General features: G+C 70.4%; 15 protein-coding genes. 9 read left to right on the top strand and 6 right to left on the bottom strand.

The features are described 5' to 3' along the window. Positions 1 to 261: 261 nt before the first annotated feature. Entirely contained in the window at positions 262 to 2,250 is a 1,989-nt protein-coding gene (locus tag WMF36_RS24535; RefSeq protein ID WP_437573166.1) for a DUF4139 domain-containing protein, read from the bottom strand. 117 nt (positions 2,251 to 2,367) lie between these two features. Beyond that, the gene (locus WMF36_RS24530; protein ID WP_437475784.1) at positions 2,368 to 2,850 is read right to left on the bottom strand and encodes a peroxiredoxin; all 483 of its coding nucleotides are present in this window, start codon (positions 2,848 to 2,850) and stop codon (positions 2,368 to 2,370) included. A 270-nt stretch (positions 2,851 to 3,120) separates the two neighbouring features. Between WMF36_RS24530 and WMF36_RS24525 the strand changes: the two genes are divergently transcribed. Then, positions 3,121 to 4,278: a hypothetical protein gene (locus WMF36_RS24525; protein WP_437573165.1), complete on the top strand. Its 1,158-nt coding sequence runs from the start codon at positions 3,121 to 3,123 to the stop codon at positions 4,276 to 4,278. A 68-nt stretch (positions 4,279 to 4,346) separates the two neighbouring features. On the opposite strand, the gene WMF36_RS24520 is transcribed toward WMF36_RS24525, so the two are convergent. Together WMF36_RS24520 and WMF36_RS24515 are read right to left on the bottom strand one after the other, a co-directional pair. After that, positions 4,347 to 4,838, bottom strand: a complete 492-nt coding sequence (locus WMF36_RS24520; RefSeq protein WP_437573164.1) for a hypothetical protein — start codon at positions 4,836 to 4,838, stop codon at positions 4,347 to 4,349. Positions 4,839 to 5,283: 445 nt separating this feature from the next. After that, positions 5,284 to 6,891 carry a serine/threonine-protein kinase gene (locus tag WMF36_RS24515; RefSeq protein ID WP_437573163.1) on the bottom strand — a complete coding sequence of 536 codons (1,608 nt, stop codon included), beginning with the start codon at positions 6,889 to 6,891 and terminating at the stop codon, positions 5,284 to 5,286. A 167-nt stretch (positions 6,892 to 7,058) separates the two neighbouring features. Here WMF36_RS24515 and WMF36_RS24510 point away from each other — a divergent pair, with 167 nt between their 5' ends. Both WMF36_RS24510 and WMF36_RS24505 read left to right on the top strand, forming a co-directional pair. Continuing rightward, the gene (locus WMF36_RS24510; protein ID WP_437573161.1) at positions 7,059 to 9,704 is read left to right on the top strand and encodes a protein kinase domain-containing protein; all 2,646 of its coding nucleotides are present in this window, start codon (positions 7,059 to 7,061) and stop codon (positions 9,702 to 9,704) included. A gap of 119 nt (positions 9,705 to 9,823) precedes the next feature. Continuing rightward, on the top strand, positions 9,824 to 10,951 hold the full coding sequence (locus WMF36_RS24505; RefSeq protein ID WP_437573160.1) for a serine/threonine-protein kinase: 1,128 nt from the start codon (positions 9,824 to 9,826) through the stop codon (positions 10,949 to 10,951). A 390-nt stretch (positions 10,952 to 11,341) separates the two neighbouring features. On the opposite strand, the gene WMF36_RS24500 is transcribed toward WMF36_RS24505, so the two are convergent. Then, positions 11,342 to 11,584: a hypothetical protein gene (locus WMF36_RS24500; protein ID WP_437573159.1), complete on the bottom strand. Its 243-nt coding sequence runs from the start codon at positions 11,582 to 11,584 to the stop codon at positions 11,342 to 11,344. Positions 11,585 to 11,798: 214 nt separating this feature from the next. Between WMF36_RS24500 and WMF36_RS24495 the strand changes: the two genes are divergently transcribed. Together WMF36_RS24495 and WMF36_RS24490 are read left to right on the top strand one after the other, a co-directional pair. Then, positions 11,799 to 13,355 carry a DUF1592 domain-containing protein gene (locus WMF36_RS24495; protein ID WP_437573158.1) on the top strand — a complete coding sequence of 519 codons (1,557 nt, stop codon included), beginning with the start codon at positions 11,799 to 11,801 and terminating at the stop codon, positions 13,353 to 13,355. 41 nt (positions 13,356 to 13,396) lie between these two features. Further along, a complete protein-coding gene (locus WMF36_RS24490) occupies positions 13,397 to 14,743 on the top strand; it encodes a DUF1552 domain-containing protein (RefSeq protein ID WP_437581954.1) in 1,347 nt (448 codons plus the stop codon). 293 nt (positions 14,744 to 15,036) lie between these two features. Here WMF36_RS24490 and WMF36_RS24485 read toward each other — a convergent pair whose 3' ends face one another. Further along, on the bottom strand, positions 15,037 to 15,273 hold the full coding sequence (locus WMF36_RS24485) for a hypothetical protein (protein WP_437573157.1): 237 nt from the start codon (positions 15,271 to 15,273) through the stop codon (positions 15,037 to 15,039). Positions 15,274 to 15,348: 75 nt separating this feature from the next. Here WMF36_RS24485 and WMF36_RS24480 point away from each other — a divergent pair, with 75 nt between their 5' ends. From WMF36_RS24480 to WMF36_RS24465, 4 genes are all read left to right on the top strand, one after another. Next, positions 15,349 to 17,034 carry an Ig-like domain-containing protein gene (locus WMF36_RS24480; RefSeq protein WP_437573156.1) on the top strand — a complete coding sequence of 562 codons (1,686 nt, stop codon included), beginning with the start codon at positions 15,349 to 15,351 and terminating at the stop codon, positions 17,032 to 17,034. Between the two features lie 3 nt (positions 17,035 to 17,037). Next, the gene (locus WMF36_RS24475) at positions 17,038 to 19,386 is read left to right on the top strand and encodes a PKD domain-containing protein (RefSeq protein ID WP_437573155.1); all 2,349 of its coding nucleotides are present in this window, start codon (positions 17,038 to 17,040) and stop codon (positions 19,384 to 19,386) included. Continuing rightward, entirely contained in the window at positions 19,383 to 20,792 is a 1,410-nt protein-coding gene (locus tag WMF36_RS24470) for a hypothetical protein (protein ID WP_437573154.1), read from the top strand. The genes WMF36_RS24475 and WMF36_RS24470 overlap by 4 nt, the downstream gene beginning before the upstream one ends. 288 nt (positions 20,793 to 21,080) lie before the next feature. Continuing rightward, entirely contained in the window at positions 21,081 to 22,277 is a 1,197-nt protein-coding gene (locus WMF36_RS24465; RefSeq protein ID WP_437573153.1) for an alpha/beta hydrolase family esterase, read from the top strand. The last annotated feature ends 51 nt before the right edge of the window (positions 22,278 to 22,328 follow it).

Genomic DNA, 22,328 nt, shown 5'->3' with positions numbered 1-22,328 from the left:
CAGCGGATCATTACGCTGTAGCGCGGCGTAACGCCGTGATCTGCGGATAGGCTCGTTGCCGCTCGCGCGGTGGTGCGCCGGCCGGCGGAACCGGAGACGGGCTCGGCTTTTGCCGCTGCTGCACCCAGGGGACACGACATGGCCCCGGAACGCTCGATAGCGCCCAAAGGCCACTGCCTCGGCGATCCGAGGAGACGCTGTTCGTTGGCGCCGCGACGGACAGCGTCTCCTCGGGCGGGCAGCTCGGCTCGGCGCGCAGCGCTAGGGCGCGAGCGACAGGTCGCGCACGTAGTCGGCGAGCGCCCGCTCGGCGCCGGCCACCGCCTCGCGCGCGCCCGGGAGCTTCGCCGACACCGCCGCGATCCGGTCTTCCTGCTCGCTGAGCGTCCTGAGGTAGCGCTCGTGGAGCGCGCTCCCCGCGGGCACGACCTTGAGGTTCTCGCGCACGCGCTCCTGCTCGCCGCGCAGCGCCGCGAGCTCGGACTCCAGCGCCGAGAGCGCGCGTTGCCGGCCTTCGATCGTCGCCCTGAGCTCCGCGATCCGCGCGAACACCGCGCGCAGCGCCTCGGGGATCTCGCGCGAGGACAGGTACACCCCGATCTGCTCGCTGGAGAGGCTCGTGAGCGCGATCGTGTGCGAGATGGGCTGCTCCAGCGCGACCGTGAGCCGCGCTGTCTCGCCCGCGGCAACATCCCGCCGGATGCGGTAGCGGTCGCGCGTCGCCTCGACGCCTTTCTTCGGCTCGGCGAGCTCCCAGCCGGCGAGGCGCGGGTGCTCGATGAGCACGACGCGCGGCTCGCGCGCGGCGCCCACGATCGTGTAGACCGTCACCTTGCGGGCGGTCCGGACGATCTCCAGCATCCCGCCCTGGATCCGCGCGCGCGAGAACGCCTCCTCGGCCCGCTCCTCGCGATCGATACGCACCTTCCGGTCCACGGCGAAGCTCACGAGCCGCGACTCGCCCGGCGGCAGCGGCGCGAGCCGGGCGTCGCCCACGTAGGTGACGACCCCCCGGGCGGAGCGCTCGTAGACCGTCATCGCGCCGGGCGGCAGGCTCGTGTCGCCATCGTTCCGCAGCCGCACCGAGGCGAGCGGGCTGCGCGCGCTCGCCTCCTGCTGGTAAAGCCACACGCGTTCTGCCGGGACCTCGCGCTCGACGATCGGGAGGAGCGCCGTCTGCCCGCTCGCGATCGTGAGGGGCGCCGGGAAGTGGAACACGACCTGCGTCGCCGCCTCCTCGCGCTCCGGCTCGCCCTTCTCGGCGGCCGCGGGGGGCGCCTCGGCGGTCGCGCCGGCGTGGTAGCGCGCGAGTCGCGCCGCCCTGGCCGTGAGCGCCGCGGCGCCCTCGTCGAGCCGCGGCAGCACCCGCTCGGCGACGTCGACGGGCACCTCCGGGCGGGACACATAGTAGATCTCGTAGAGCGCCTGGCGGAACGTCACCGGGTTGCCCGACACCAGGGTGAAATCCACGCTGTCCCAGTCGCCGCCGCTCTGGTTCTCCACGATGGCCCACCCGGAGAGCGCGGCGGTCGTCGTTTGCGGGTCCTCCGGCACGGTCAGCCGATACGATGTCTTCCAGAGCGGGACCTCGATGACGTAGGCCACCCGGACGACCCGCTCGCCCTCTCCGGTCGTGCGCACGACGAGCTCGCGGCGGTTGCGCTCACGCCGGCTCGCGAGCCCGAGGAGCGCCGCGCTGACCTGCTGTCGCAGGCGCTCCTCGACGAGCTCCACGCCGCCCGTCTCCTCCAGGACGACCTGCTTCAGCGCGCCTTCCGACATCAGCGCGAGCCGGTGCCGGTCCTCCGAGCCGCCGCCCGGCAGCGCCACCTGCGCCGCCGTGACCGAGACGATCCGCCCGACGATGGCCCCCTCGGACCCCCGGGTCCGCACCTCGGCGCCGCGCAAGGCGTTCAGCAGGGCGGCCTCGGATTCGAGCGCTGCCTCGTCGAACGGGAGCTCGCGGAACAGGTCGCGCAGCGGCTCCCTCCCGGGAAGCGTGATGTTCCCGGTCACGCCGCGCTCGTCGTAGACGACGATGCTCTTCAGCACGTCGTCGACCTGATCGAGCCGCACCTCGAGCGCGAGCTCGGCGTCGCCGCGGACGCGCGCCTCGTACTCGAAATACCCGACGCCGCCGGTCGAGAGCACGACCCGGCGGAGCGAGAGCGCGTCCGCCGCGGCCCCCGGCCGGGAAAAACCCAACGCGGCGGCCGCCAGCGTCGCTGTCGTCCACAATCCATTCTTCATCGTCGCCTCCCCCCGGCGGAGGCGTGCGATGGCCCCGCCGTGTGGGTTCATAACGCCCCTCTCGAGGGCGTCAACGACGGGCGACGGGTGGAGATCAGGCGCCGCTCCCGGCGCCTGTCAACCGCGGCCGGAGGCCTCGATCCGCTTCACGACGGCGAGCGCCTCCTCGACGTGCCTCGCCGCGCGGAGCTGGGAGGAGAAGACATGTCGAACGACACCCTCGCGATCGATGACGAACGTCACGCGGCCCGGGAGGAGCCCGAAGAGCGGCCTCACGCCGTAGCGCGCCGCGGTCTGCCCGCCGGGGTCGCTGAGCAGCGTCATGGGCAGGCGGTGCTTCTGCGCGAACTGCTCGTGGGATCCCTCCGAGTCGGCGCTCACGCCGATGACCTCGGCGCCGGCCTCCGCGAACGCGTCATAGTGGTCGCGGAACGCGCACGACTCCGCGGTGCATACCAGGGTGTCGTCCTTGGGATAGAAAAAGAGAACGACCGCCTTCTTGCCCCGGAAATCGGAGAGCTTCACCGCCTCTCGCCGCTGCGATTGCAGGGTGAAGTCAGGGGCGATTTCACCGACGGACAGGGTGGATTGACCGAGCATGAGGGTCCTCTACCCGATGCGCCGCGCCGCGTCCAAGGCCGCAGCGAGGCGCGCAGCGGCTCGCCGGCGGGGCCTGGCATCCGGTTCCTCCGCTCCGGAGGTCTCTTCGTGGTTTCCCGGCAGGCGCCCGGCCGCGGGTGGCGGGATCCTCTCCGAGGACCGCGCTCGCCCCCCGGGGAACCACGGAGAACTTGAGCAAGCGGTCATGAAGGCGCGCGGAGCGCGTCGGACACCGGCCGCGGGTGGGCGATCGGCTACCCTGGGCGCCCCATGGCCACCACGTTCGCTGCGTTGATCTTTCGACCCGCCGATATCCCGGACCGCGCGCTGTCCCAGGGCTTTGCCGTGGCGCTCGGCGGCTGGGGCGTCGCCTCGCCGCGCCTGTTCGTCGCGCCGCTCCCGGGCGTGCCCGGGTACTGCGCCGCGTACTACGCGAGCGGCGAGCCCGCCGGTGGCGGCGACGAGCTCGACCACCTCGTCGAGCTCTTCGAGGACGAGCTCTCTCCACCCGTCGCCGTGCTCGACGCGGCCGCCGAGCTCGGCCACCCGGGGGCGACGATCTTCGTGCTCGTGTTCTCGGAGGAGGTCGTCCACGACGACGGCTGGCGCTTCGAGGCGAGCGGGTTTGTCCGCCATTTCGCGAGGGAAGGGGAGGAGGGCCTCGAGGCCGGCGTGGAGACGCCCGACCGGAGCGACCTCGCCGCGGTCGACATCGACCTCCCGGACGCCGCGACCGCGCAGGAGGAGCGCGACGCCACGGACCGGGCGATCCGGCCGCACCGCGGCTCGACGTTCCTCTCGGCCGAGCTGGGCGCCCCGGTGCTCGGCGCGCTCATGGGCGGCCTCTTCGCGCCCGAGCGCCGGGTCGAGGTGCGCCTGGTCGAGCCGGGGCCGGGGTCGATCGCCGACGAGGTGAAGCGGCTCAACCGGGTGCTCCGGCGCGAGGACGGCCGCGGCGCGCCGGCGGCGCCCCCGCCGCCCGTCCGCGGCGTCGCCCCGCCGGCCACGTACGCGGCGTTCGCGCGCGCCTACGACTGGGCCGATCCGGCGGATCCGGAGGACCTCTACCGGGAGCTCGCGATCGGCGCCGTGGAGGGCACGCTGCGCTTCCTCCGCGAGGACGAGCTCCGCGGCCACGAGCGCGAGCCCGGCTGGGACGCGGCGGCGGCGCGGCAGCTCTACCCGATCGCGCGGCTTTTGGGCTCGGCGCTCGGCGGCGGCGCGGCCCAGCGGGCGATCGTCGCGCTCGAGGCCGACGGCGAGCAGCTCTGGGTCGTCCGCGGCGGCACGAGCGCGGCGCCGGCCGGACCGACGTTCGGCGAGCTCCTGCGCTACCTCGCGCTGGGCTGGTCGCGCCGGAGCGACGCCGAGGAAGACCTCATCGGGGCGCTGATGCTGCGCGCGCGGCTCAGGTCCCTGGGGGGCTGAGCCCGACACTCGGCGCGCCCGGCGCCTCACGTCTGCGGAGGTGAGGCGCCGGGCTGCGCGCTGTTCGCTCAGATGAACGTGTGGGACGACGGGCGTCCGGGGATCGCGGGGCGGACCGGGTACATGTCGGGGTCGGGGTCGTCAAGGACCCTGTGAAGCACGCCGGCCTCTCGTTCGCTGTGGGCGAATACGCTCACAAGGATCCTGCCCTGCTTGACGCCGGTTTCGTAGCGTTCCGCCCAGCGCTTCGGGACGCCGGCGGTGATGAGGATCTCGCGCAGGCCGCCGGTGATCCTGGCGCAGACCGCGCTCGCCACCACGGCGGCCAGCGGGCCGGCCACCACGAATTCGAGGTCGGGAACCACGGCGCTCATCGCGATCGCGGCGCCGAACGTGTGCGCCGGCGGCGTTCCGTCCGGAACCCTGAAGCACCTGTGGCGCGTCGCGTCGGTCATCAGCAGGCTGACGTCCTGTCGCGTGTAGCCGCAGTCGATGATGCGTTCCGCCGCGGCTTCCGCCTCGTCGCGCGTCTGTACCAGGCCAATTACGAGCTTCGCCATGAAGAGACCTCCTTCGCGTGAGCGCGTCCTCGCTCCGGGCCCCCGCGACGGCTACCGCACGGTCCATGCCAATGCGAAATTCTCCTGCAGCAATGCGATCGCGCCGATTTTCGCGGCCCCGCACGGAGGGTGAGCGAGGCGGGATGTCGCACTGCGCCCACTGTGCCTCGCTTTGGTGGCCAGATTTGAACATGAAGGCGGGAAGGCGCGGAGAAAAGATCAATGATCTTCCCATCTTCCCGCCTCCATGGGGTTCACTCCGGGGCAAATAGGGCCACCACCTGGGGAATCCCCTCATTTTGTGCCCGTTTACAGCGGGAAATTGAACAGGGAGGCGGGGAGGCGGGGAGTTTTTCTGAGATTTTACTCCCCGTCTCCCCGCCTCCCTGTGAATTCTCCGAAAAATTTGAGGGGATTCCTCAGGGCCACCACCCGAAAGGCTGTCTCAGAAGCCGATCGTGTCCTCGAGCGGCGGGGGCGGTGGCCTCGTTGCCGCCGGGCGACCTGTCGTCGTCCCCTGCGGTGTGACCCGGCCGCGGCCGTCCGTGACGCCGCGCGGCACCACGGTCGCGCTGGGCTTCGTCGCCGCCAGGGCGCCCTTCCGGGCCGCCTGCGCGCCCGCCTGGGCCGCCTGCGCGCCCGCCTGGGTGCCCGCCGCGGCCGCCGGAGTGCCTGCCGCGCCTGCCTGCGGCAGCTGGGGGCTTTCCACGGCCTCCGCCGTGGCCGCCTTCGCAGGCGCCGCCGTGGTTGCCGTCCCGGGCTCAGCGGGCTCCGCCTGCCCCGGCGCTGCGGCGGGCCCAGCCGGCTGCGCTGCACCCGGCCCGGCTTGCCGGGCGCCCGGGTCGTCCGAGGAGGGGGACACCTCCACGGTGGGCGACGGCCTCGTCGCCAGGAACACACCCACCGACACGGCCGCCCCCAGGGCGAGCGACGCCGCCAGGATCGCCGGCGCCCATCTGCGGGACCCGTCCGTCCCCGAGGTCGCCATGCCGGCGAGCGTCCGCCCCGGCGTGCCGGTGGTCGACAGCCGCGCGCCCGGCGCCGACGACGGCGTGCCGGTGGTCGACAGCCGCGCGCCCGGCGCCGACGGCACCGGCGTCGGCGCCCCGAACAGCACCGGCTGCGACGCGCTCCCGGGCGCGACCCCGTGGCTCACCCGATCTCCGCTGGACGAGGGATCGTTCGTGAACGGCGCGCGCGCGAGCCCGAGGACCGCGTGCTCCAGCGCCTCCGCCATCTGCCGCGCCGACCCGAAGCGCGCCGCGGGATCGAGCGCCAGCGCCTTCTTCATCCAGGCGTCGAGCGCCGGGGAGAGCTCCGGCCTCAGCGCGCTCGGCGGCGTGAAGATCCCTGTGTGAAGCACCACCGACAGCGCGCCCAGCGTCTCGCCGACGAACGGCACCTGCCCGGTGAGCGCGTGGTACGCGACCACCGCCAGCCCCCAGAGATCGGCGCGGAAATCGACGTGCTTCGCGCTGAGCAGCTGCTCGGGGCTCATGTAGAGCGGCGTGCCGAGCACGCTCCCTGTCGACGTCATGCCGAGGTCGCCCTGGGGCGCGCCCTGGACCCGCTTGGCCACCCCGAAATCGACCACCTTCACGAACACCTCGCCCTCGACGTCGAGCAGGAAGATGTTGTCCGGCTTGATGTCGCGATGGACGATCCCGAGCTGGTGCGCCCGCCCGAGCGCCTTCGCCGTCTGCGATACGATCGTCGTGACCTCGATGGGCGGGAGCGCGCCGAGCCGCTGGATGCGGCTCTTCAGGTCCTCCCCCTCGAGCAGCTCCATCACGATGTACGGCACGCCCTCCTGCATGACGCCGTGATCGAAGACCTGCGCGACGTGCGGGCTCTTGATCTGCGCGGCCGCCATCGCCTCCCGCCGGAAGCGCTCCACGAAGCCGCTCTGGTCCGCGTAGGCCGGCGACATGAACTTCACCGCCACCTGCGTCCCGAGCGCGAGGTGATCGGCCACCCACACGCTCCCCATCGCCCCCTTCCCGAGCTCGCGCGCCAGCCTGAGCGTGCTCGTCACCTGCTGTCCGGGGTTCATCGGGGTCCCTCTCCAATCCGCCGAGCCGCCGACCCGAGAAGGCGTCCTGTGCGCGAAGCGCGGTCCTCCGGGCGTCTACGCGCACAGCGTACAACAAACACCCCGAACCGTCACCACCGAGCGCGCGGACCGCGGACGTGGCAGGAGCTCTCGGATAAGCTCTCGCCATGCGCGAGGGCACGCTGGTCGCAGGCCGGTTCGAGGTGCACCGCCTTGCCGGCGCCGGCGGGATGGGCACGGTCTACCGCGCGACCGACCAGCTCACCGGCCGCCCCGTGGCGCTCAAGGTCGCGCTCCCGGAGCTCGCGGCCCGCTTCCGGCGCGAGGCGCGCCTGCTCGAGGCCGTGCAGCACCCGCTCATCGTCCAGCACATCGCGCACGGCACGAGCGACGACGGCGCCCTGTGGCTCGCGATGGAGTGGCTCGACGGCATCACGCTCGACGCGCGCCTCCAGGAGGGGCCGCTCCCCGTCGCCGACGCGCTGCTCGTCGCGCACCAGATCGCGGAGGCGCTCGCCGCGGTGCACGCGCTCGGGATCACGCACCGCGACCTCAAGCCGAGCAACGTGCTCCTCCGCGACGGCAGGGTCGACGGCGTGGTCCTGCTCGATTTCGGCGTCGCGCGGGCGGCGGCGTCGACCACCCTCGTCACGGAGGCCAGCTCGCTCGTCGGGTCGCTCGGCTACGTCGCGCCCGAGCAGGCGCGCGGCGACGCCGAGGTCGACGCGCGCGCCGACGTCTTCGCGCTCGGGGTGCTGCTCTTCGAGAGCATCGCCGGGCAGCGCCCCTTCGCGGCCGACGACCCGCTCGCGGAGATGTGCCGCATCCTCCTCGAGGAGGCGCCGCGCCTCGCCGATCGACGCCCCGAGGTGCCGCCCTCGCTCGACGAGCTCGTCGCGCGCCTCCTGGCGAAGGACCCGGCCGCGCGCCCCGAAGGCGGCCGCGCGGCGGCGGCCGCGCTCGCGGAGATGCGCGCCCTGCTCGCGCGCTCGCCCGGCGAGGGCGGGGACGGCGCGCCGGCGTCGGTCACGGGCGACGAGCGGCGGCTCATCAGCGTCGTCCTCGTCGACGTGGGCGCCGCGGACCCCGAGCCGGCGAGCGATCGAGGCGTCGAGCGCGTCGTCTCGGACGTCGCGGAGGCGTTCGGCGGCGAGCGCGTGCGGCTCGCCGGCGGCACGCGGATGGTGCTCCTGTCCTCGCACGCCGACGAGGCGTTCACCGGCCGCGGCGGCTCCGGCCCGATGGTCGCCTTCGACCTCGCGGCGCGCGCCGCGCAGTGCGCCCTCGCGATGAAGGCGCGCCTGCCCGGGCGCCCGGTCGCGCTCGCCACGGGCCGCGCGCAGGTGGGCGAGCGCCTGCCCGCGGGCGACGTGATCGACCGCGCGGTCGCCCGGCTGCGCGAGGCCGGGGACGACGTGTGCATCGACGAGGTCACGGCGGGGCTCGCGGCCCCGCGCTTCGAGGTGATCGGCGACGGCCCGTCGTTCCTGCTGAAGGGTGAGCGCGACGGCACGGAGCCGGAGCGCACGCTCCTCGGGCGCGTCACCGCGTTCGTCGGGCGCGACCGCGAGCTCGCGATGCTGCGGGGCCTCTTCGAGCAGAGCGCCGACGAGCCCGTGGCGCGCGCCGCGCTGGTGCTCGGCGAGGCGGGCATCGGCAAGACGCGCCTGCGCTGCGAGCTCGTCCGCGTCGTGCGCGAGGTCGACGCGCGCGCGTCGGTCTACGTGGCGCGCGGCGACCCGATCGGCGCGGGGGCGCCGTTCGGCATGCTGGGCGAGATCGTCCTCGCGGCGGCCGGCTGCCTGCCCGGCGAGGCGCTCGAGGCGCGGCGCGGCAAGATCCGCGAGCACGTGGCGCGCGCCGTGCCGGCCGCGGACGCGCGGCGCATCGCGTGGTTCCTCGGCGAGATCGCGGGCACGCCGCTCGACGATCCGGATCCGGAGCTCGACGTCGCCCGGGGGGACGCGGTCCTCCTGGGCGAGCAGGCGCGCCGCGCCGTGCTCGACTGGCTCACCGCGCGGTGCGGCGAGGGGCCGGTCGTCGTGGTGCTCGAGGACATGCACTGGAGCGATCACGCCTCGGTCTCGGTGCTGGACGAGGCGCTGCAGGCGCTCTCGGATCGCCCGCTCCTCGTGCTCGGCTTCGCGCGCCACAGCGTGATGGAGACGTTCCCCGGGCTGTGGGTTCCGCGCGGGGTGCAGCACATCAAGCTCGGCGCGCTCAGCCCGCGGGCGGCCGATCGGCTCGTCCGCAGCGTGTTCGGCGACGAGCTCGCGCGGTCCGAGGCGGCGCGGCTCGTCGAGCACGCGGACGGCCACCCGTTCTTCCTCGAGGAGCTGATGCGCGCGCGCGCCGAGGGCCGGGGCGACCTGCCGCCCACGGTGGTGGCGCTGATGCACACGCGGATCGAGGCGCTGCCGGCCGAGGCGAGGCGCACGCTGCGCGCGGCGAGCCTGTTCGGCGGCAGCTTCTGGCCGGAGGGGGTGCGGCAGCTGCTCGGCGCCGGCACGTCGGCCGAGTCGCTCGATCGCTGGCTGAAGAGCCTGCTGTCGGAGGAGCTCGTCGCCCGGCGGGGCGTGTCGCGCTACCCCGGGCACGAGGAGCTCACGTTCCGTCACGCCCTCGTGCGCGACGCCGCCTACGGGATGCTCACGGACGGCGATCGCGCCGCCGGCCACCGTGCGGCCGCGCGCTGGCTGCGCTCGGTGGGTGAGACCGACGAGCGGGTGCTGGCCGAGCACGTCGAGCGGGGCGACGAGCCCGAGCGGGCGGGCGGCGGGGCGCTCGCCGCCCGCGGCCCGGCGCAAGCGTGAGAGAGCGGCAGCGAGCAGCAGCAGAAGGACGAAAAGGACGAACGAAGGCGACGGCGCGTAAAATGGCCGGGTTGATGGATTTCCATTGACGTGATAACCGACCGCCCAGAGTATCGAGCATGGATTCGTCTGGTCTGGGCACTGTCGGTCCCTACGAGCTGCTTGTGCAGCTCGCTGTGGGTGGCATGGCCGAGGTCTACATCGCCCGTCGCGCCCGCACGGCGGCCGTCGACGGGGCGGGCGGCGGGAGCGGGGAGAACGCGAAGGCCGGCGCGGAGCTCGAGCGCGAGCCGCTCGTCGCGGTGAAGCGGATCCGCGCCGATCTACGGTACGAGTCGGTGTATGCGGCGATGCTCTTCGACGAGGCGGGCATCGCGTCGCGCGTCGCGAGCCCGAATTTCGTGCCGGTCCTCGATTGCGGTCTCGGCGAGGGGGGCGCGCCCTACATCGCAATGGAGCTCGTCGTGGGGGTGACGCTGAAGCACCTCACCCGACCTCCCGAGATGATCGGGGTCGGCGACGCGCTCGATCTCATCGCGCAGGCGGCCGAGGGGCTGCATGCGGCGCACGAGGCGCGCGACAGCTCGGGGGAGCTGCTCCAGGTGATCCACCGGGACATCTCGCCGTCGAACGTGCTTGTCGGCGTGGACGGGCGGGCGTCCATCTGCGATCTCGGGCTCGCGTACGCCCTGCGCCGCACGACGCGGACGAAGACCGGGACGGTGAAGGGGAAGCTGAGCTATCTCTCGCCGGAGCAGGCGCACGGGCGGCCGCTGGATCGGCGCTCGGACGTGTTCTCTCTCGGGGTCGTGGCGTGGGAGGTGCTGGCGGGCAGGCGCCTGTTCATCGGCAGCAGCATGCTGTCGATCCTCCACGCCGTGCTGGGGCGCGAGGTGCCGCCGCTCTCGAGCGAGCGCGAGGGCGTGGGCCAGGCGGTCACGGCCGCCGTGGCGCGGGCGCTCGAGCGCGATCGCGACGCGCGCTGGCCGACGGCGGCCGACTTCGCGCGGGCGCTCCGCGACGCGGCCGAGCGCGAGGGGCACGCGGCGTCGCGCGGGGCCATCGGCGCGCGGGTCGCCGAGATCCTCCCGGAGCCGCTGAAGCCGCTGGCGCCGTCCTATGCCCCCGGCGGGCCGCTCGTCACGCCGGAGATCATCGCCGCCCTGCGGTCGATGCACGTGGCGGGGGTGGTGGGCGAGAGGGATTCCAGCGGGATGCTGGCGCCGCGGCGGCCCTCGCAGGGCTGAGCGCCAGTGGCGGGGCCGCGCCGCTTGGCCGTCGCACGCCGCTGTCCGCGTCGCCGACTCCTCGCTTGATGTGAGCGTTCACATGTTCGAGGTCAAACAAAATGAACCGCTTGCGGCTGCCCTCGATCGCGGTTCTGACCGAGCGTCGCCGGAGCGCGCTCCAGACGTCGCGCACAAGAGGCGACAGCCGTCGATGCGCTGATCGGCATCGAGCTCGTCGGGCCGGCGACGACCTCGGTCCGGCGCCCGCCCCGCTTGACGCGGCGCTCCGGAGGCGCCCCGCCAGCCCTGTCCTCCCTCGGGATCGAGGATGCGCGAGGGCCGACTGATGGGTGTTGACACCGCTTATGTGATCGTTCACATTGCGGTCAGGGGTATCCTTTCGCTTCGCTATGGACGGGTCGTCATGCGCACCGCGACCTTCGTCATCGGGTTGATCTTGGCATCGGTTCCGTTCGGTCGTCGCGGAAGCGATGCCGCTCGACGGTGTTCGGCCCCCATCAACGAGGTCATGAGAGTCAGAATCGGTGCGCCGGGTGGGCAGTGCAGGGTGGAGGCGGAGCCGAGAACGATGGCAAATCCACCGCCACCGTCAAGAGATTCATCGACCGCGACACGGGCGAGGGTAAACACCAGGTCCCGCCTACACTCCACTTAGTAGGCCCACAGCGGGCGAAGAGAGAGAACCATGTCTAGGCCCTCAGAACATGAGCGGGCGCGTCCTCTCACAGGCTCTCGGTCAGCTGTTTCTATAGCGTTGATCCTGGCCAGTGGCTGCACGGGAAACCTGGGCGAGACTCGCACCAACGATTCCACGGACGATCCACCCACGGAGAATCCCACCACGGTGGACCCGCGCGCTTGCGAGGACGGCGCGGTGCACCCCGGGCGAGCGCCGCTGCGGCGGCTGACGCGCTTCGAGTACAACAAGACGGTTCGCGACCTCTTCGGTGACACGACCGAGCCAGCCTTTTCGCTGCCGAGCGAGGATGTCGGAAACGGCTTTGGCAATGACGCCGACGCGCTGTCGGTCTCGAGCCTGCTGGCCGAGCAGCTGAGCACCGTCGCGGAGGGCGTCGCCCGGCGCGCGACCGCCTCCCGGGAGGCGCTCGCGAAGCTCGCCGATTGCGCGGGCAATGTGACGACGGAGAGCGAGGAAGCGTGCGCGCGCACCCTCGTCGAGCGGATCGCGCCGCTCGCTTATCGAAGGCCGCTCGCCGCCGGCGAGGCGGACGAGCTCCTCGCGCTGTACAGCGTCGGGCGGACGGATGCGACGTTCGACGTCGGCATCGCGACGGTGATCGAGGCGCTGCTCCAATCGCCAGATTTTCTCTACCGCATCGAATGGGGCACCTCCGACCCGGAGCACCCTGAGCTTCGCCGGCCCACGGGCGACGAGATGGCGACGCGGCTCTCGTACCTGCTCTGGGGCACGATGCCGGACGAGGAGCTACGCATCGCGGCGCGGGCAGGTGAGCTCTCGACGAAGGAAGGCGTGCGCGCGCAAGCCGAGCACATGCTCGAAGACCCTCGGGCTCGGACCACCATCCGGTTCTTCTTCGACAACCTGCTCCCCATCAGCAACCTCGCGGATCTCGAGCGGAACGCGGAGGCGTTCCCGACCTTCTCTCGAACGATCGGCGCGCTCATGCGTGAGGAGACGCAGCGGTTCCTCGAGCACGAGATCTTCGAGGGGACCGGCACCTGGGCATCCATCCTGACGGCCCCGTACACGTTCATGAATGGACCTCTCGCGGCGTTCTACGGCGTCTCCGGCGTGACGGGCGACGAGTTCCAGCAGGTGCAGCTCGACACGACCCAGCGCCTCGGGCTCCTCACCCAGGCGGGGGTGATGGCCGGAACGACGCACTCGAACACGACGAACCCCGTGGTCCGCGGCTCGTTCGTGCTCCAGAAGCTGATGTGTGAGAAGATCCCGCTCCCCACCGGCGACATCCTGGAGCGGGTGAAGCCGCCGGATCCGTACACCGGCGCGACGGCGCGGGAGCGCTTCAGCCAGCACAGCCAGGATCCGGTCTGCGTGACGTGCCACCAGTACATGGATCCGGTAGGCTTCACGTTCGAGAACTACGACGCTGTCGGGCTGTTCCGCACGACAGAGAACGACGTCACGATCGACGCGAGCGGCTCGCTCCCGGGCACGCCGGGCACGGTGAGCGGTCCGACCGAGCTGGTGAAGAAGCTCGCCGAGGCCGAACAGGTGCATGGCTGCTTCGCGACGCGCTGGGCCGAGTACGGCTACGGTCTCACCCTGCGCGCCGAGGACGCTTGCACAAAGCAGGCGATATCGACCGCGTTCAAGGCGTCCGGGTACAACGTGAAGCAGCTCCTCATCGAGCTCACACAGACGGATGCTTTCCACTACATCACGGTTGCCCGCTAGGAGGGATGGTCATGTCCAAATTTCGTTTGAGCCGACGTGCCATGCTGCGCGGTGCTGGCGCCATCGCCATCGCGCTCCCCTGGCTGGAGATCATGGGCCCCGAACGCACGGCGCGCGCGCAACCCGCCCCCGCCAAGCGTTTCCTTGCCATCTACACGCCGGGCGGGACCGTGATCGATCGCTGGCGGCCGACCGGCAGCGAGACGAGCTTCACCCTGGGCCCCATCCTGTCGCCGCTCGCGCCCGTGCAGGACCGGCTGCTCGTCGTCGACGGCCTCGACATGAAGAGCGCGCGCGGTGAGCAGCACCAGAGCGGGATCATCGCCTGGCTCACGGGCAGCCCTCAGGAGGGCTCCCCGAACGGCGGTTACGGGAACGGGCCGTCCGTCGATCAGGTGATCGCCTCCCAGATCTCCGCCGGTATCAAGGCGAAGGCGAGCATCCAGATCGCGGTGCGCTGGGCGACGGGCAAGTCCCACGGCCTGCTGTCGCCGATGAACGCCGCCAACTTCGAGAACGCCGCGCCGTTCAAGCCCATCCCGCCGCGCCTCGATCCGATGGAGATCTTCACCGAGCTCTTCGGCTCGCTGGATCCCAGCGCCGGCAACGAAGCCGCCCGCCGCCTCGCGCGAAAGAAATCGATCCTCGACTTCCTCGACGGGCGCTACTCCGCCCTGTCCGCGCGGCTCGGCGCCGCCGACAGGCAGAAGATCGACCAGCACCTGACGAAGATCCGCGAGATCGAGATGAGCCTCGCCAACGTGCCGGTCGAGACGAGCGCGTGCAAGGCGCCGGAGAAGGTCGACACGTCCGACTACAACCCGCGCACGGGCCTCAACTCCTCCGACACCGGCTCGATCAAGGACACCTCGACCGACGCGGCGATCCCCAAGATCGGCAAGCTCATGATGGACATGCTGGTGATGTCGCTCGCCTGCGACATCACCGCGGTCGGCACGCTGCAGTGGAGCGACACCGAGGCGAAGCACACCTTCCCCTGGCTCAACTTGACCGAGCACCACCATTTCTACCAGCACGACGGCGGCTTCAGGCCGGACGAGTGCGAGCGCATTTGCAACTGGTATTCGAAACAGCACCTCTACCTCCTGCAGGAGATGGAGAAGGTCGACATGGGTGGACACTCGCTGCTCGACGAGAGCGTCGTCTTCTTCGGGTCCGAGCTCTCGGATCCGCCGAGTCACAACAAGACGAACATGCCGTTCCTGCTGGCCGGCGGCGGCGGAGGCCTGCGCACCGGACGCTGGGTCCGGTACCCGAACCGCCCGCACAACGATCTGCTCGTCTCGGTCTTGAATCTGTTCGGCGACGACCGGACAACGTTCGGCGACCCGCGGTACTGCACCGGGCCGCTCACGAACCTGACGTAGCCATCCTGAGGGCGGCGCACCGGCTGGCTCGATATCAACGACCACGGAGGTGTCGGTGGACGAGCAACCGCCGAGGGCGCCAACCGCAGCGACCGCGGTCAAGCGGGTCGTGCCGAGTATCGGGTTCATCATGCGCTATCGACGCATGCGATTGCTCCTCACCTTGACGTTGATGGGCTGAGCACCCCCGGGCAGCTCCAGGCCCACGTCGACCTCCAGGCCACGCCTGACCTTGCGGGCAGGCGTGGGCGGGCGCGGGCGGCGCGCTCCTTCCAGACCTCGCGACGCCGCGCTCAGACCTGGATGCCCGCGAGCGGTGACGTGACCCGCCCCGCGTCGAGGCCGATCTCCGTCAGCTTCGAGTCCATGATCTGGGCGACCGTCAGGAGCGCTTTGCTCAGGTTTTCGCCGGGGTAGTTGTTGTGCTGGTCGCCGCGCAGCCGGTCGGGCCGAACTTGACATCCATTATGTGAACGTTCACATTGTTCGGGACGGGGGCACGACGCGCGTCCGCGCGTCCGCAGGAACACCGTGGATGCCGTCGGCTCCAGGTTCCCGCAGGTTGACCATCTGTCATGGTCCACACACTACAGAAGAGGTTAGGGATGCGTTGGCTCGGCTTTTCTTCGTTCGCCGCCCTGCTCGCGGCGTGTTCCGGCGGCGAGCTCGGCACAACGCCGGAAGGAAATGACGGCGGCAGCTCCGGCGACACCACAACCGTGGTGACGGGCAGTGGCGGCGCAGCGCCGATGCCGGTGACAGGAACCACGAGCGGCAGCTCCATGAGCAGCAGCTCCACGAGCGGCTCGGGCGGAGACGTCACAGCCGGCAGCGGAGGCTCGGGCGAAATTAGCCCGGACAAGATCACCGCCCCGGAAGGCAAGATCCCGAACACTCCGATGCCGGCGAACAAGATCAACCTGCCGCGTGACAGATGGCGAGACGGCCTGGTGTCGCCGACGCTCGAGAAGGACCACCACCAGAACCAGCCGATCGTCCTCAATGGCTACGTTCAAGGCGCCGGCAACGCCGAGATCGTCTTCTACGACATCGCCGATCCGGCCAACCCGAGGATGCTGTCGCGCATTCAGAGCCCTGGCTTCGATCCGAGGGGAGGGCCCAAGGGCGTCGGCGAGGCGGAGTCGCACCAGACCTCGATCGGCCGCTACGGCGACAAATTCTACCAGGTCACCACCTCGGGCACCGGCGTCGATATCTGGGACGTCACTGACGCCCACGCGCCTCGTCACGTGAGGCTCGTCCGGCTCGAGGGCGTCAACTATGGGGACTTCACCGACTCCGTGTGGGGCATGTACTGGCAGGGCAGCGTCATCTACATCGGCGGCACCAACACGGGCCTGCACATCCTGGACGCAGCGGATCCCGAGGACGTCAGGTTCGTAAGGAAGATCCCGATCTCGCAGTTCGGCGGCGTGAGCGCCGGTCCGCTGTGGGCCGTCGGCAATACGCTCGTCATCACGACGCCCAAGGACAACGGCGGCATCGCGACGATGGACATCAGCGATCCGATGAACCCGGTCGCGCTCGACTTCATTACCCCGAGCAAGAGCTACATGTGTGGCCTGTACGGCAAGCACGTCTACGTGCAGTCGCCGCTGCGCGTGTGGGACGTGCTGACCGATCCCACCGACATCGGCTCGGCCAATTCACCCCTCGCCACGCTCCCCGACTCGGCGTTCAGGGCCCAGGGCTACCCCGCCGGGTCCGAGTACATGAGCTTCTCCGATGGCCATCTGTTCCTGGGTCACCTGCGGCCAGACGCCGGCGTCTCCAAGATCGACGTGCACGACATCCACCAGATGTCGATCGAGAGTCGCGTCTGGGGACGGCTCGAGTTCACGAACGGCGACGACCAGTTCTCGATCCCGGTCGGCAGCCTGCTGGTGTTGGCCGACGACGAGCTGCCCTACCGCGGCATGGTCATCGCCGCGCACTCCACGGATCCGGACACCACGCCCCCGGAGGTCGACACGGTATTGCCGAAGGACGGGGCGACGGGTCTGTCCAGGAAGTCGCGCATCGGTCTCAGCCTCACCGACAACATCGAGATCGCCACGGTTCACCACGGCAGCTTCATCGTCCGACCGGTGGGCGGGCAGCCGGTGAAGGGCAAGTTCGGCCTGTACATGGGCATCGTGAATTTCGATCCCGACGAGGACATGATGCCGAACACCACCTACGAGGTCGTCCTGCCGAAGGACGGCATGAAAGATCTCGTCGGCAACGGCATCGCGGCCGAGTTCAAGTCGACGTTCACGACGGGTCCCTGAGTCATGCGCTCGCTGCCGAAGCTCCTCGGCCTGCTCGGAGGGATCTGTTGGGCGGTGGCCTGGCCGGCCGAGGCGCGCGCCGTCACGGCCAGCGTCCCGGAACGCGCGCCCTCGCTCACCGGCGAGGCCGTCACGTTCGACCTGACGATCGGCGACGCGGTCGGCCCCGTGCAGGTGCGCTGGGACATGGGGGACGAGACACGCACCGAGTTCACGGTCGGCGACGTGCAGCAGGTTCACACCTACGCCGCGCCCGGCCACTACCCGGTGCTGGCGACCGTCAAAGACGATGTCGGGTTCACCAGCGTCGCGTTCGTGCACACGGTGCACCGGCCGCTCGTCACGGGCAGCGCGGCGGGCTCGACCGATCTCGTCTACGACCAGCCGAACGCGAGGATCTTCACGGCCAACTACGAGAACGACAGCGTGAGCGTGCTCGACACGAGCGCGCTGACCAGGCTCGCGGAGGTGCCGGTGGCGCGCGGCCCGGTCGGGCTCGCGCTCACGGTGCAAGGCAAGCTGTGGGTGCTGCACCGCGAGGCGCACTCGCTCTCCATCATCGACACCGCGTCATTGGCGGTGGAGAGCGAGGTCATGCTGCCGTACGCGTCGCAGCCGATGGGCCTTGCGATCAGCCCGACCGGGGACGCCGCGTACGTGACGCTGATGGCGGTCGGCAAGCTGCTGAAGCTGGACGTGGCGAGCGGCGCCGTCGTGGCCGAGCTGGTGCTGGGCGGTACGCCGCGGGGCGTCTCGGTGTCGCACGACGGCGCGCAGGTCTACGTCACGCGCTTCATCTCCGAGGACAGTCACGGCGAGGTCGCGCGCATCGACGCGGCGACCTTCCAGGTGAGCGCGCGCTTCGAGCTCGCGGCGGACACCACGACGGAGGACACCGATCAACAAGGGCGTGGCCTGCCGAACTACCTGTTTTCGGTGGGGCTCTCGCCCGACGGCTTGTTCGCGTGGGTGCTGGGCAAGAAGGACAACATTTTTCGTGGTCCATCTCGCGATCAGCTCGCGCTCACCGACGACAACACGGTGCGGCCTCTCGTGGCGCTGCTGAACCTCGCGGAGGGCGTCGAAGACGTCGCGCGGCGCATCGATCTGGACGATCGCAACCTGCCCAACCAGGTCGTTTTCACGCCGCTCGGCGACTATGCGTTCGTCAGCGTCGCCGGCTCGGCGCTGGTGGAGGTTCGCGACGCCTACACGGGCGAGTTCGTGACCGCGCTGAAGGAGACGGGCTTTGCTCCGCGCGGCCTGGCTCTGACCGAAGCCGACAAGCTGTTCGTGCACGCATCGCTCAGCCGTACGGTGGCGGTCTACGACGTCGCCGACGTCGTCAGCTCGCACGACCTCATCACCAAGAAGCTGGCCGACATTCCGACCGTCGCTGCGGAGAAGCTCGACGCGCAGGTCTTGCGCGGAAAGCAGCTGTTCTTCAACTCAGCCGACATACGCATGAGCGATCAGGGCTACATCAGCTGCGCGTCGTGTCACTTCGACGGCGCGGAGGACGGACGAGTGTGGGACTTCGGCAGCGTGGGGGAGGGGCTTCGCAACACCGTCTCGCTGGTCGGACGGCGCGGCGCGGGCCACGGCAACGTCAACTGGAGCGGCAGCTTCGACGAGATCCAGGACTCTGACGACAACATCCGCGACCTGTTCGGCGGGAAGGGTTTCCTCAGCGCCGAGCAGCTCGCCGTGGGGACCGTCGCCACGCCGCGCGGCGACAAGAAGGCCGGCCTGAGCCCCGAGCTCGACGCGCTGGCGGCATTCCTCGGCTCGCTCGACACCTACCGCCCGAGCCCCTTCCGCAACGCCGACGGCTCGCTCACCGAGGACGGCGTCGCGGGTCGCGCCATCTCCCAGCGCCTGGGTTGCGGCTTCTGCCACACGGGTCCCGACGGGACCGACAGCGCGCGTGGCAAGCTGCACGACGTCGGCACCGTGAAGCCGTCTTCCGGTATGCGCGCCGGTGAGCCGCTGTTCGGCATCGACACACCGACGTTGAACGGCGTGTGGGAGACGGCGCCGTACTTGCACGACGGCTCCGCGCCGACGCTGCGCGACGTCCTCGTCACGGCCAATCCCGAAGATCGCCACGGCTTCACCAGCGCGCTCAGCGAAGCCGAGCTCGGGCAGCTCATCGCCTACGTGCAGCAGCTGGACGGCTCCGTCGACTCGGAGCCGAGCGAGGGTGACGGCGCGGGTCAGGAGCCGGACGACTTCTTTGGCCTTCACTGCGGCGTGACGGGCGGGCCTGTCGACCGTCGCGCGCCGCTCCTGGCCTTCGCGTTCGTGGCCGGGTCGATGGCGTTCGGCGCCCGCCGCAGGAGGCCGTCGTGAGGCGCCTGCCGAGCCTGTGCCTGGTTTCGCTGCTGCTGGCGGCGTGCGTCGGCGAGATCGGCGAGGGCGCTGCCGAGGACGAGGCGGTGACCGATTGGGACACGCTGCCGCCCGTGAGCGCTCCCGACCCGGAGCTGTCGGCGCTGCCCAGTCGCGAGGCGCAGTATCGCGCGCTCTGCGCGACGCCGCGCGGCGACAGCTTCTGGCAGGCGGTGTGCGCCGCGCCGCGGCCGAACATCACCGACTTCGCCAGCTTGCTCAGGGTCGCGAAGCTCGACGAAGATCGCGCCTTCGCGCTCACCGGTAACTCCACCTCGCTGGTGAAGAGGGCCGTCTCCGCCGTCAATCCGCGCCTCATCGTCTTTCCGCGTGTGACCGACATGCGCGAAAAGCCGGCTGAAATGACCGCGCTCGGCTTCGTTCGCGGCGAGCCCTTCGTCGAGGTCGTGAGCCGCGACCTCTCGAGCGGTGACTACAACTTCTACCTGTTCACGTTCGAGCGGCAGTGTGACTACGACGCTGGCTGCGATCTCGCGAGCGTGCTCACCGAAGAGATCGAGCACGGCTGGACCGCGTTCAGCATTTACAGCGAGGAAGACGTCGAAAATACGTCGCTCGACTGTCGCTCGTGCCACCAGCCCGACGGCCACGGCACGAAGAAGATCTTGCGCATGCAGGAGCTGGAGTTCCCCTGGCTGCACTGGTTCCCGCAGCGCTTCGTGCAGCGCACGGAGTCCGATCGGGTGCTCACGCCGCAGTTCCTCGAAGCCCACGCGCTCGACGCGCAGTACGGCGGCATCCCCGTCGCGACGATCCAGGATGCCCTCGACGAGGGCAGCGGCGCGCAGCTCGAGGCGTTGCTCGTCGCCGAGGGCCAGGCGGCGCAGCCGAACGCGTTCGACCCGCGCATCGAGGCAGAGGCCAAGGCCGGCTCGTCGAGCCCGACCTGGGAGGAGCAGTTCGCCGTATCGCTGGCGGGTGATTCGATTCCGGTGCCTTACCCGTTCGTGGACGTGACGGATCCTGCGCTCCGCGCGGCGCGGACCACGTCCTACCTCGACGTGGTGAAGGGCGCAGCCCCGCGACAATCCCTGCTCGATCTGCGCGACCTCTTCTCCGCAGACGCGAAGGTGAAGGTCGGCCTGGTGCCGCCGCCGGGGGCGAGCGGGCGCACCGTGCTCACGCAGCTCTGCTCGCGCTGCCACGACGGTCGCGGGAACCCGGCGCTGAGCCGCGCCGCGTTCAACGTGAAGAACCTGGACGGCATGTCGCGAGAAATGAAGGACCGGGTCATCGCTCGCTTGCAGGAACCCGCGACCTCGCCGCTGCGCATGCCGCCCTGGCGCGCCGCCGACGCTCTGCCACCCGCGGAGCTCGCCGCGGCCATCGAGGAGCTGCGCAAATAGCGCTGTCTACTTGCAGTGGACAGGCGCTGTCTGCGGCGAGAAGGAAGTCGAGTTGCTTCGGAGACGTCAAACCCCAACTGCGGGACTTGCCCACCGAGGGACCATGCACATCGCGGCGCGCCGGGTCACGCCCGCTTCCCCCCGAAACCTGAACGACGAGCGCCGCGCGCGGCGCGCCCGACCCGGCTGCCTGATGGCGGCGGTCATCCCGATCCTCCGCGCCGGGGGTGCGGGATATCGATGCGTTGGCACGAACAACCTGGCCGAGCTCCCCGGAGGATTGCAGACATGATGAACAACAATCGAGGCCTTGCCCGCGCATGGCGCAATCGAGCACTGCCGCGAATCCCCGCGTACCTCGCCTTGCTGGTGGTCGCATGTAGCCAGAGCTCCGGCGATGGGGAAAGCTCGGGAAGCGGTGGCGCATCCGCCAGCTCCGGCAGCTCGGTTGGCGGCTCCGGGTCGAGCGGTGGCTCCACGAGCGGTGGCTCCACGAGCGGTGGCTCCACGAGCGGTGGCTCCACGAGCGGTGGCTCCACGAGCGGTGGCTCCACGAGCGGCGGTTCCGGCGGTACAGGGCCGGATGACGGCAGCTCTGGCGCGGTGCCGAGCCCGGGGTGCGGCAAGACCTCGACGATTAGGTTCGAGCCGGTCCCGAACGAGCCGCCGAACGGCTTCGGCGAGGGCGGCTATGTTAGGATTCAGAGCGGCGGCCAGAATCGGGGCTTCGCCATGAGGCTTCCCGACAACTACGACAAGAACAAGCCCTACTGGTTGGTGTTCGGGTTTCACTGGAATGGCGGCAACTCCAAGGAAGTCGACAGCGGCGGATCGAATGGGTACAACATGGCCCATTTTGGACTCCAAAAACTGTCGAACAACGGCGCGATCTTCGTCGCGCCCGACGGGCTCAACGGCGGATGGAGCGGAGACAACCTGCCATTCGTCGACGACATGGTGAAGCTGATCGAGGAGAATTACTGCGTCGACACGACGCACATCTTCGCCAATGGTTTCAGCTACGGCGGCGGCATGAGCTACGCAATCGCGTGTGCCCGCGCGGATGTCTTCCGTGGGGTCGCGATCTACAACGGAGCCGTGCTCAGCGGCTGCGAAGGCGGCAACGACCCCATCGCATACTGGCAGATGGCCGGCCTTGCTGACAACACATGCACTCTCGACCATGCAAGACCGATGCGCGACAGGTTCGTCCAGAACAACGGCTGCACCCCCCAGAACCCGCCCCAGCCGCCTCAGTCTCCCCCCTATTTGAACCCCGGGGGGCATATCTGCACTGACTACGCCGGATGCTCGAGCGGGCATCCCCTCCGTTGGTGCGTGCACCAGTCGGGGCACGGCAACGCCGTCGTAGATGGGACCGGGGACCTATGGAACTCGTGCGCGACACCTCCCAAGACCTGCTCGGACACGTGCCCTTGTACCTGGGTCCCGGAAGACGTGTGGTCGTTCTTTAAGTCCTTGTAGACGATCGCTGCGGCGGTAAGGTCGTGCGATGGTGGTCGCGCCGCCAAGAGC

Origin of the sequence: Sorangium sp. So ce887, from assembly GCF_051521455.1 — a bacterium.
In the GTDB taxonomy this organism is placed as follows: Bacteria; Myxococcota_A; Polyangia; order Polyangiales; family Polyangiaceae; genus Sorangium.
This window is presented reverse-complemented; position numbering and strand designations above follow the sequence as displayed.

What these genes read in the sequence shown, in the direction of transcription:
- WMF36_RS24535 (WP_437573166.1), bottom strand. Translation starts at nt 2,250, where the DNA reads ATGAAGAATGGATTGTGGACGACAGCGACGCTGGCGGCCGCCGCGTTG.
- WMF36_RS24510 (WP_437573161.1), top strand. Translation starts at nt 7,059, where the DNA reads ATGCGCGAGGGCACGCTGGTCGCAGGCCGGTTCGAGGTGCACCGCCTT.
- WMF36_RS24475 (WP_437573155.1), top strand. Translation starts at nt 17,038, where the DNA reads ATGCGCTCGCTGCCGAAGCTCCTCGGCCTGCTCGGAGGGATCTGTTGG.
- WMF36_RS24465 (WP_437573153.1), top strand. Translation starts at nt 21,081, where the DNA reads ATGATGAACAACAATCGAGGCCTTGCCCGCGCATGGCGCAATCGAGCA.
- WMF36_RS24525 (WP_437573165.1), top strand. Translation starts at nt 3,121, where the DNA reads ATGGCCACCACGTTCGCTGCGTTGATCTTTCGACCCGCCGATATCCCG.
- WMF36_RS24490 (WP_437581954.1), top strand. Translation starts at nt 13,397, where the DNA reads ATGCTGCGCGGTGCTGGCGCCATCGCCATCGCGCTCCCCTGGCTGGAG.
- WMF36_RS24480 (WP_437573156.1), top strand. Translation starts at nt 15,349, where the DNA reads ATGCGTTGGCTCGGCTTTTCTTCGTTCGCCGCCCTGCTCGCGGCGTGT.
- WMF36_RS24515 (WP_437573163.1), bottom strand. Translation starts at nt 6,891, where the DNA reads ATGAACCCCGGACAGCAGGTGACGAGCACGCTCAGGCTGGCGCGCGAG.
- WMF36_RS24530 (WP_437475784.1), bottom strand. Translation starts at nt 2,850, where the DNA reads ATGCTCGGTCAATCCACCCTGTCCGTCGGTGAAATCGCCCCTGACTTC.
- WMF36_RS24520 (WP_437573164.1), bottom strand. Translation starts at nt 4,838, where the DNA reads ATGGCGAAGCTCGTAATTGGCCTGGTACAGACGCGCGACGAGGCGGAA.
- WMF36_RS24505 (WP_437573160.1), top strand. Translation starts at nt 9,824, where the DNA reads ATGGATTCGTCTGGTCTGGGCACTGTCGGTCCCTACGAGCTGCTTGTG.